This is a genomic window from Delftia sp. 60, from assembly GCF_002754395.1.
In the GTDB taxonomy this organism is placed as follows: Bacteria; Pseudomonadota; Gammaproteobacteria; order Burkholderiales; family Burkholderiaceae_C; genus Comamonas; species Comamonas acidovorans.
The window spans coordinates 3,699,713-3,708,586 of record NZ_PEFD01000001.1 but is presented as its reverse complement, the minus strand read 5'-3'; the positions used below and the strand labels follow the sequence as shown (position 1 = coordinate 3,708,586).

The 8,874-nt window shown below is 64.2% G+C and carries 12 protein-coding genes and 1 riboswitch; of the genes, 9 read left to right on the top strand and 3 right to left on the bottom strand.

Annotation, left to right across the window (positions count from 1 at the left end; genetic code table 11):
• Positions 1-54: 54 nt before the first annotated feature.
• Positions 55-852 (top strand): 3-deoxy-manno-octulosonate cytidylyltransferase, encoded by a 798-nt coding sequence (gene kdsB / locus CLV01_RS16880; protein ID WP_099733730.1) that lies wholly within the window; start codon positions 55-57, stop codon positions 850-852.
• A gap of 264 nt (positions 853-1,116) precedes the next feature.
• Complete coding sequence (adk, locus tag CLV01_RS16875) at positions 1,117-1,773, top strand: adenylate kinase (RefSeq protein WP_012205401.1); 657 nt, start codon at positions 1,117-1,119, stop codon at positions 1,771-1,773.
• Positions 1,774-1,865: 92 nt separating this feature from the next.
• Here the strand turns inward: adk and CLV01_RS16870 are convergent, their stop codons facing one another.
• On the bottom strand, positions 1,866-2,855 hold the full coding sequence (locus CLV01_RS16870; RefSeq protein ID WP_099735122.1) for an asparaginase: 990 nt from the start codon (positions 2,853-2,855) through the stop codon (positions 1,866-1,868).
• Positions 2,856-2,953: 98 nt separating this feature from the next.
• On the opposite strand from CLV01_RS16870, the gene lexA reads away from it, so the two are divergent.
• The 4 genes from lexA to CLV01_RS16850 all read left to right on the top strand — a co-directional run bounded on the left by lexA (position 2,954) and on the right by CLV01_RS16850 (position 5,922).
• Entirely contained in the window at positions 2,954-3,628 is a 675-nt protein-coding gene (gene lexA, locus CLV01_RS16865; protein ID WP_012205399.1) for a transcriptional repressor LexA, read from the top strand.
• 162 nt (positions 3,629-3,790) lie between these two features.
• The gene (locus CLV01_RS16860; protein WP_099733731.1) at positions 3,791-4,213 is read left to right on the top strand and encodes a hypothetical protein; all 423 of its coding nucleotides are present in this window, start codon (positions 3,791-3,793) and stop codon (positions 4,211-4,213) included.
• A 256-nt stretch (positions 4,214-4,469) separates the two neighbouring features.
• Positions 4,470-4,946: a sigma-70 family RNA polymerase sigma factor gene (locus CLV01_RS16855; protein WP_099733732.1), complete on the top strand. Its 477-nt coding sequence runs from the start codon at positions 4,470-4,472 to the stop codon at positions 4,944-4,946.
• Between the two features lie 4 nt (positions 4,947-4,950).
• Positions 4,951-5,922, top strand: coding sequence for a FecR domain-containing protein (locus CLV01_RS16850; protein ID WP_099733733.1), 972 nt, complete (start codon positions 4,951-4,953; stop codon positions 5,920-5,922).
• A gap of 47 nt (positions 5,923-5,969) precedes the next feature.
• Here CLV01_RS16850 and CLV01_RS16845 read toward each other — a convergent pair whose 3' ends face one another.
• The gene (locus CLV01_RS16845; protein WP_099735123.1) at positions 5,970-6,527 is read right to left on the bottom strand and encodes an AAA family ATPase; all 558 of its coding nucleotides are present in this window, start codon (positions 6,525-6,527) and stop codon (positions 5,970-5,972) included.
• 178 nt (positions 6,528-6,705) lie between these two features.
• Complete coding sequence (gene crcB / locus CLV01_RS16840) at positions 6,706-7,092, bottom strand: fluoride efflux transporter CrcB (protein WP_034393102.1); 387 nt, start codon at positions 7,090-7,092, stop codon at positions 6,706-6,708.
• Positions 7,093-7,173: 81 nt separating this feature from the next.
• Positions 7,174-7,237: riboswitch (Fluoride riboswitch) on the bottom strand.
• Between the two features lie 113 nt (positions 7,238-7,350).
• Here crcB and CLV01_RS16835 point away from each other — a divergent pair.
• From CLV01_RS16835 to CLV01_RS28820, 3 genes are all read left to right on the top strand, one after another.
• Positions 7,351-7,554 carry a hypothetical protein gene (locus CLV01_RS16835; protein WP_043821082.1) on the top strand — a complete coding sequence of 68 codons (204 nt, stop codon included), beginning with the start codon at positions 7,351-7,353 and terminating at the stop codon, positions 7,552-7,554.
• Between the two features lie 107 nt (positions 7,555-7,661).
• Positions 7,662-8,192: a DUF4124 domain-containing protein gene (locus CLV01_RS16830; protein WP_099735124.1), complete on the top strand. Its 531-nt coding sequence runs from the start codon at positions 7,662-7,664 to the stop codon at positions 8,190-8,192.
• 436 nt (positions 8,193-8,628) lie between these two features.
• Positions 8,629-8,859, top strand: a complete 231-nt coding sequence (locus tag CLV01_RS28820; RefSeq protein WP_143290039.1) for a hypothetical protein — start codon at positions 8,629-8,631, stop codon at positions 8,857-8,859.
• The last annotated feature ends 15 nt before the right edge of the window (positions 8,860-8,874 follow it).

The following is an 8,874-nucleotide window of genomic DNA, read 5'->3' as shown; positions in this document are numbered from 1 at the left end:
CCCGATTTCCGACAACGCCCGCGCCCGCACTTTCGACCTTCTCCGCAACGCACCATGCCCACCGCGCCCTTCACGGTTCTGATTCCTGCCCGCCTTGCCTCCAGCCGCCTGCCAGGCAAGCCCCTCGCAGACATTGGAGGCCTTCCCATGGTCGTGCGCGTGGCACAGCGTGCCGGCCTCAGCGGCGCCACGCGCTGCGTGGTCGCGGCCGATGACGAAAGCATCGTCGCCGCCTGCGCCGCGCACGGCGTTGCAGCCGTGCTCACCCGCAGCGACCACGCCAGCGGCAGCGACCGCCTGGCCGAGGCCTGCGAACTGCTGGGCCTGGATGGCGACGACATCGTCGTCAACGTCCAGGGCGACGAACCGTTGATCGCTCCCGACCTCATCGATGCCGTGGCCGCCCTGCTGCCGCAGCGGCCCTCGGCCAGCATGGGCACGGCGGCACATGCCATCGACAGCCTGGCCGACTTCACCAACCCGAACGTGGTCAAGGTCGTCTGCGATGCCCAGGGCATGGCCCACTATTTCAGTCGCGCCCCCATCCCCTTTGCGCGTGAACATGCAGGCCAGGCATGGTGGGAGACGGCATCTGCAGCGGCATCGGCAGCGCCGGGCCACCCCGGCTTCGCGCCCCTGCGCCACATCGGCATCTACAGCTACCGTGCCGGTTTCCTGCGCAGCTTCCCGCAGCTTTCTCCCGCCCCTACCGAGGTGCTGGAGGCGCTGGAACAGTTGCGTGCGCTGTGGCACGGCCACCGCATCGCCGTCCACCTGACGCCCCATGCACCAGGCCCCGGCGTGGACACCCCCGAAGACCTGGAGCGGGTGCGCGCCCGGTTGTCCGCCTGAATCCGATCCCGCATACGCCAATACAGATGCGCCAATGGCGATGCCCGGCATCGCCATTCACAACACAACTGCACATGCGGTTTTGTCGGACAGCAAAACGTAGTTTTTGGAGATTGCACAGGCGACAGTTTTGCCCTCTGCGTGTAAGCCAGTGTTAGCCCTGTGCGTGCTATCCTTGCCCGCGACAAAAATATGACGCATGGACTGTCCGCCCCGGTGGGCCGATCCGGCAGACAAGAATTTCTACTCTCCTCAAGGACTTCCATGAAACTGATTTTGTTGGGCGCACCCGGCGCCGGCAAAGGCACGCAAGCCGCTTTCATCTGCCAGAAGTACGGCATCCCCCAGATTTCCACCGGTGACATGCTGCGTGCCGCCGTCAAGGCCGGAACGCCCCTGGGCCAGCAGGCCAAGGCCGTGATGGACGCCGGCCAACTGGTCAGCGACGACCTGATCATCAATCTGGTCAAGGAACGCATCGCCCAGGCCGATTGCGCCAACGGCTTCCTGTTTGATGGATTTCCCCGCACCATTCCCCAGGCAGACGCCATGAAGGCCGCTGGCGTGAAGCTGGACTATGTGCTGGAGATCGACGTGCCCTTCGACGCCATCATCGAGCGCATGAGCGGCCGCCGTTCCCACCCCGCCTCGGGCCGCACCTACCACGTCAAGTTCAATCCGCCCAAGGTCGAAGGCCAGGACGACGTGACCGGCGAGCCGCTGGTGCAGCGCGAAGACGACAAGGAAGAAACCGTCAAGAAGCGCCTGGACGTCTACAGCAGCCAGACCCGCCCCCTGGTGGACTACTACCGTGCATGGGCCGAAAAGGAAGCCGCAGCGGCGCCCAAGTACCGCGCCATCAGCGGCCTGGGCTCGGTCGAGGACATCACCCAACGCGCACTGGCTGCACTGGCTGAGTGATGCAGGCCATGTGCCGCAACGAAAAAAGCACCCGCCGGGTGCTTTTTTGTTGACCGCCAGCAACTGAAGAAATGCCGGCGTCGCCGCCCGGCTCAATCGCGCGGCTGTGCTGCCAGCGCCAGCATCATCGCAATCCGGGCCTTTGCCACGGGCAGATGCGCCAAATCGGCCTCTGCCGGGTTGGTCCCAAGGCCGGAGGCCACGGGCAGGCCTTCGGCACAGCGCGTGCCCCGCCAGATCCAGACGCCCCTGTCGCGGGCACGCTGCAAGGCCGCTTCCATGCCTTCGTGAACCGTCGCATTGCCCGTGCCAGCCACGACGATGCCACGCACGCCTGCCGCCACCAGCGCATCCACGCCGCTGGCACGCGCCAAGGCGCCGCTGAACACCACCTCGACCCAGGGCAGCTCATCCAGCGCCAGCAGATCAGATGACATGGTCGCAGGCACCATGGCCCCCGTGGACGGCGCGGCGGGGGAGGACGGCGCATCGGGCACCAGCCAGCGCACACGCCCTTCCTCCACCAACGCCTGGGGCCCGCCTTCCACGGAGCGCATTGCCTGCAGCCGGTAGGGATGGACCTTCTGCACCTGGGCTGCCGCATGCACCTCGCCGCCTGCCACCGCCCATACGCCGCTGCGCCCGCCGCTGGCAGCCACGGTCACGGCATCGCGCAGATTCTGCGGTCCGTCTGCCAACAGGGCCGTGGCCGGGCGCATGGCGCAGGTCAACACAATGGGCTTGGTGGCCGGCAGCAGGCTGTGCAGCAGCCAGGCCGTCTCTTCCAGCGTGTCCGTTCCATGCGTGATCACCACGGCGTGTGTGTCCGCATCCTCCAGTGCCTGCGTGCAGGCGCGCAGCAACGCGCGCCACACGGGCCAGTCCATATCCTTGCTGTCCACCTGCGCGATCTGCTGCGTCTGCACGGGTCCCAGCGCCTGCTGCTCCAGGTCCGGCACGGCCTCCAGCAGCGACTGCACCGTGATCTGCCCGGCCTTGTACCCCACGCCCTGCGACTGCGAATCCGCCCGGCCGGCGATGGTCCCGCCCGTGCCCAGAATCACCAACTTTGACTGCCCCACTTGCACCTCTTGGAAAACTGGTTAAAAATACAGATACTGTATAAATCATCAGATGGCCTCCCAGCCTGCCATCTGCCCTCAAGGACCGGACGCACGCCATGCTCGACCATCCCAAGCTCACCGCCCGCCAGCAACAGATCCTGGACCTGATCCAGGCCGCCATCTCCCGCACGGGCGCGCCTCCCACCCGCGCGGAAATCGCCAACACGCTGGGCTTCAAGTCCGCCAACGCTGCCGAGGAACACCTGCAGGCCCTGGCCCGCAAAGGTGTGATCGAACTGGTCAGCGGCACCTCGCGCGGCATTCGCCTGCGTACCGACACCGTGCGCAACATCAATGCCGCGCGCGGCACCAGCTTCGGACTGCCGCTGTCGGCCCTGGCACCGCTGATGCTGCCCCTGGTGGGCCGCGTTGCGGCGGGCTCGCCCATTCTCGCGCAGGAACACATCGACCAAACCTATTCCGTCGAGCCCAGCCTGTTCCAGACGCGCCCCGACTATCTGCTGCGCGTGCGCGGCATGTCCATGCGCGACGCGGGCATCATGGACGGCGACCTGCTGGCCGTGCAGTCCGCACACGAAGCCCGCAACGGCCAGATCGTCGTGGCGCGCCTGGGTGACGAAGTCACCGTCAAGCGCCTGCGCCGCACCACGCAGGGCGTGGAACTTCTGCCGGAAAACCCCGATTACCCGGTGATCCGCGTCGCCCCCGAAGAGGCCTTTGCCATTGAAGGCCTGGCCGTGGGGCTGATCCGCAACAGCATGTCCATGTAAGCCGGACTGGCGGCGCTTCTCAGGCCGCCTCACCCCATTTCACGCACCGCCCAGGTGGTAGGCGCGAAGCCTTGGAGCTTCGCCCTGGGCGGAGCTTTGCCCGTAAACCGCAATCCTGCCTGTGTCCATGCCTCTTTGAAACACGCCAACAGGAGTCGTCACATGGGATTCGCTCTGCCAACACTGTCTTCTTTTTCCTTCCTGCGCCTGGCACATGGCATCCGCCTGACTGCGACCGCCATGGAGTCGGCCATGCCACTTGCACAAGCCCCTGCTTGCCAGCCATTACCTGCTGCAGCACCCGAGCCCGCCAACGTGATCTCTTTCAGCAAGGCACGCCGGCGCAGCCAGCAGCGCCGCGGCAAGGCCGCACGCGCTGCAGACCATGGAGATGCCCAGCTGATCCTGCCCTTGCTGCCGGCGCAGCCCACCCTGCAATCCGCACCTGAGCAGCCTTCAGGCCTGCGCATCATCCAGCGGTCGCCGCAGGAGCAGCCGGAATGCCTGTTCATCTCCGGGCGAATGGCCGATGTCTGCGCCGCGCTGGAGCGCATGGAAGCGCATGGCGGACCAGCAGCCAACTGAGGCCCGATGCAAGGTGTGCGACACACCTTGCACGACACAAACCTGGGTGGCGCGGACCGCGTGCCGCACGAGGAATCGGCCTGCGCAAATCTGGTGCAGGCTGGCGGCCACCACTGCCCTGTAGCGCACATGCAACAAGTGGATGCCCTCTTTGCGGGAGGGGCGCCGGCCTGAAAGATAATTGATAAGCATTCTTATTATCTTTTGCAGCAGCGATTGCCACTGCGCGCCCGCCTCCTCCGCCCCAGCCTTCTCCGTGCACAGCCTCTACCAGAACCACCATCCCTGGCTGGAAAGCCTGCTGCGCAAACGCCTGGGCAACCGTGACGATGCCGCCGACCTGGCCCAGGACACCTTTGTGCGCCTGCTGCGCTCGCCCCTGCCGCAGCAGGACATCCGCGAACCCAGGCGCTACCTGGCCACCATCGCCCGGGGCCTGGTCGCCGACCTGTTTCGCCGCCGTACGCTGGAGCAGTCCTATCTGGACTATCTGGCCCAGTTGCCGCAATCGCTGGCGCCTTCGCCCGAAGAGCAGGCCATCATCCAGCAGACCCTGCTGGATGTGGACCGCATGCTCCAGGGTCTTCCCCCCAAGGTTCGCGAAGCCTTCGTGCTAGCCCAGTTCGAGGAACTGAGCTACCCAGAGATCGCCCAGCGCCTGGGTGTATCGCTGCGCACCGTCAGCAACTACCTGACCCGGGCGATGGAGCATTGCTGCCTGGTCCTGGCATAGCCACATGGGCGAGAGACATCTGGAAGGCAACGACCGCCGCGCCTTGCATGAGGCCGCCGCCTGGCACGTGAAACTGCGCGGCGCCTCCGCCACAGCGGGCCTGCAACAGGACTGGCAAAAATGGCATGAGGCCGATCCCGCCCACCAGCGCGCCTGGCTGCGCGTGCAATCCGTCACCGCGCAGCTGTCGCATCTGCCCGCACCACTGGCGCGCCAGGCGCTGGGCCGTCGCGCCTCGCCCACCCGCCGCTCCGTGGTGCGCGGCGTGGCGCTGGGCCTGGGCAGCGGAGCCACGGCCTGGATGGCCTGGAAAGGCGCACCACTGGAAAGCTGGCAGGCAGGGCAGCGCACAGCCACAGGCGAGCGCCGGGATCTAAAGCTACCCGACGGCTCCCTGGTGGCCCTGGATACGGCCACCGCCTTGGACACCGTTTTTGACGACCGCCAGCGCCTGCTGCGCCTGCACCGTGGCCGCATCCTCGTCGCCACCGAGCCCGACGCGCTGGGCCGCCCCTTCGGCGTGCACACCCCGCAAGGCCACGTACTAGCCCTGGGCACGCGCTTCACGGTCCATCTTGCGGACGATGGCCTGTGCCATGTCACCGTGCAGGAAAAGGCCGTGCGCCTGCAGCCTCTGGACAGCGATGCACCCTCCGCGCAATTGCAGGCCGGACAGCAAGCCGCCTTCTCGTCCAGCGCCACCCAGCCGCCCACGTCCGCAGACCCCTTTGCAGCCAGCTGGCATGAAGGCGGCCTGGTCGCACTGGACATGCCGTTGGGCCAGCTGATTGACGCCCTTGCCCGCTACCGGCCCGGCTACCTGGGCTGCTCGGCCGAGGTCGCCGGGATGCTTGTCTCGGGCGCCTTTCCCGTGGATGACACGGATCGCGCCCTGGCCGCGCTCGTCAGCCGCTTTCCTCTGCAACTGCGCAGCCGCACACGCTATTGGGTGGAGGTGCAAGCCCGATCAAGCTGAGATGATGGGATGAGGCCATGGCGAAGTCTCTCGTTCAGACCAGCACTTCAGAGCGGCGCATACGGGTGATGCACCACGTCGAAGCCCTCCTCGTCGGAGGGCGCGACAAAGTAGCTCGTGATCAGGTCGAATTGCTCATCGCTGGCCTGAAACGGATGCTCGCCTGCCGCATTGCGCGCACGCAAGCGCTGCTTGCAGACCTCGTCAGGCACATCCAGAAAATGCAGGCGGTGCGAGGCGCCCACTTTCTCGAACACGCTGCGCGCCCACCCCCTCCCCTCCAGGGTATTGGCCGGAAAATCCAGCACCACCGACACGCCAGCGTCCAGCAGCGCCTGTACATGCGCCCCCATCAACCCCTTGAGCCGCGTGCTGCAACGCACGTAATCGGCCACCGACTGCATCTCACCGGGGTACAGGCCGGCCAGCCAGGAATCCTCGCTGACCAACACCGTTCCGGGCCCGGCCGCCAATTGCCGCGCCAGCGTTGACTTGCCCGAGCCGATCTTGCCGCAGACCATGTGCAGCGTGGCAAGCCGCGCGTTGGCGGCAGGGGCATCGGCATATTCTGCGCAACGGGGCTGGGACTGTTCGGAAACCTGCATATCCATCTCCTGAAAGGCTTGAGAAAACCCCGGAGACGGAATGAAAAAACCCGCCTCCTCTGGGCGGGTTGCATGGCGCTGAAGGCCGCTGGCTAACCCACCATCCAATGGATGGTGCGAATAATCTGCGTTGCGTTCAGGCGGGCCATGGCACACAGCATAGCGCAATCACGGTGTCTCAATGGGCCACCATGCGCACCAGCCCCAACCCCGCAAACAGCGCAGCCACGCCAAGCACCAGCGAGCCCAGCGCATACAGCACGGAGGCCAGCCAGTCGCCACGCTCATACAGCATGCCGACCTCCAACGCGTACGTCGAAAACGTGGTGAAGCCACCCAGAATGCCCGTGGTGATGAACAGCCGCGCACTCTGCGGCAGCGATGTCTTGAGCGCAAACCACTCCACCACCACCCCCATCACGAAGGCACCCAGCACATTGATCGCCAATGTACCCAGTGGATACGCACTGCCCACCAGCCGCAGCGCGAGCAAGTTTGTGCCATGCCGGAGCGCAGACCCCAGGCCGCCTCCAACGAACACCAAAATGAAACCGTAGAACCCCATGACCGTCCTTTCATCGAATAACCGGGACGGGCGTGCCGGGCAGGATCAAGACATGGCCCCGCCACCGGCAGGACCCATCCCACCAAGGCAGGAGCCATCAGCCCTTCGCAGGGCGGTTTCGGGAAGCTCCATTCCCATCGTGCAGCGAGTGCTGGCTGCGGGGGCGAGTTTACTCTGGACCTGGCAAGCGGCAGAGGTGTGAGATTGCGTTGCAGACGCTGGCCGTACCCTCCAAATGACCAGCGGCACAATGCAACAATGAAATTCATCGTGCTCCTGATCATTGCAGCGGCCTTGCTGTACGGCACAGCAAGGCTTTCCAACATTCACATCGGTGAGCGCGCCGCAGGCGGCCATGACGGCACATCGACTCCGGTACAAGAACGTTTCAGGCAAGCCGAGAAGGAGGCTCAGGAGACCGCTGAAGCAGCCCGCCGCGCTGCCCTGCGGGACGCCGAGTGAAGCGGGCCATTCGAACCAAGACGAAAGTTGCCAGGCATGCGGGTCAAAGGACTATTCTTCGTCTGTAATTCGATTCCGATCAGGCCCATCAATTCATCGATATGCATATGCGACTCTTGACCACAGCAATCTTTACAGTACTTTTCGCATTGCCTGCCGCAGCCCAGGTCTTTCAATGCAAGGATGCATCTGGAAAGTCGACTTTCTCAGACAGTCCTTGCAGCAGCAATGACACTGGAGCTCTGATACAGCGCAAAAAATCGGACAATGAGATCTCCCGTGAACGGGCTGATGCAGCACAGGCGAATGAACAAAAGTATCAGCGCCAGATGAACGAAATGCAGCAGCGCCAGATCGAGAGCCAGCAGCGCGTCATCGAGCAGCAAGCCCGCCAGACAACTGCTCCTGCGCCCGAGCAGCTCGGCGCGTCCCTTCAGTGCAAGCAGGCGCGCAAGGAGCTGGAATTCGTCTCCAGCATTCGCACCATTTCCCAAGACGAAAAACGGATGCGGACCAATGCCGCGATCACGGGTGTCAATGCTGCATGCGGCTCAAATACGCCCCTGATGCAGGAGCCGCCGAAGGTGATTGGGACACCGCGAGTACCCCACTCCATTCAGCAACCAGTTTCTCAATGAGAACCAGGCACGGAACTGCCAGATATCGAGCGCAATCATGACTCCTCTCACGCCACTCACCAGCGGGGGAACATGTTCAGGCATTCTCCCAATGCCACGCAGCCTCTTCAGACCGCCGCCAACCCGGTCTTTACCGACTTCGCCAACAGGCGGCCATCCACCAAGCCTTCTCGACATCGTCGTCGCCAAGACGTTCCAGTGTGTAAGCCACTGATACGGTTGCGCGGAGTCGACCTCGGCCTGCCTGCGTTCGTTGGATGAGCCAAGGTGCGAGCGGCAAGATGCAGCTTACCATTCGGAAGCAGCCTGTGCGGCTGGCATGGTGGGCCAACGGCCGCACTTCGCCGGCTTGAGCCTTTGCATCTGCGAGACTTCTGTAACGACAGGTCCAAGATTTGGTACTGACCGAAGCCTCCAGCCCCAGGTAAGCGCAAGCTTGAACGACAATGTGTTCGCCGGGCTTCAGGGCCTTGGCTGCGCGAGTCTCATAGAACCTTCAAGCAGCCCAGCTCAGGCAAGTGCCGACGATGCCGAAGACAGAGCGCAACGACAGATTAAAGTGTTTGCCGACAACATCTTGCGCGGCAAACCGGAGATAAATCAAAGGCTTATGACAGATTCACAGGCAATGAACATCATCATTCTTGAAGAAGCCTTCTCCCTCTGATTATCAGAATGTTCT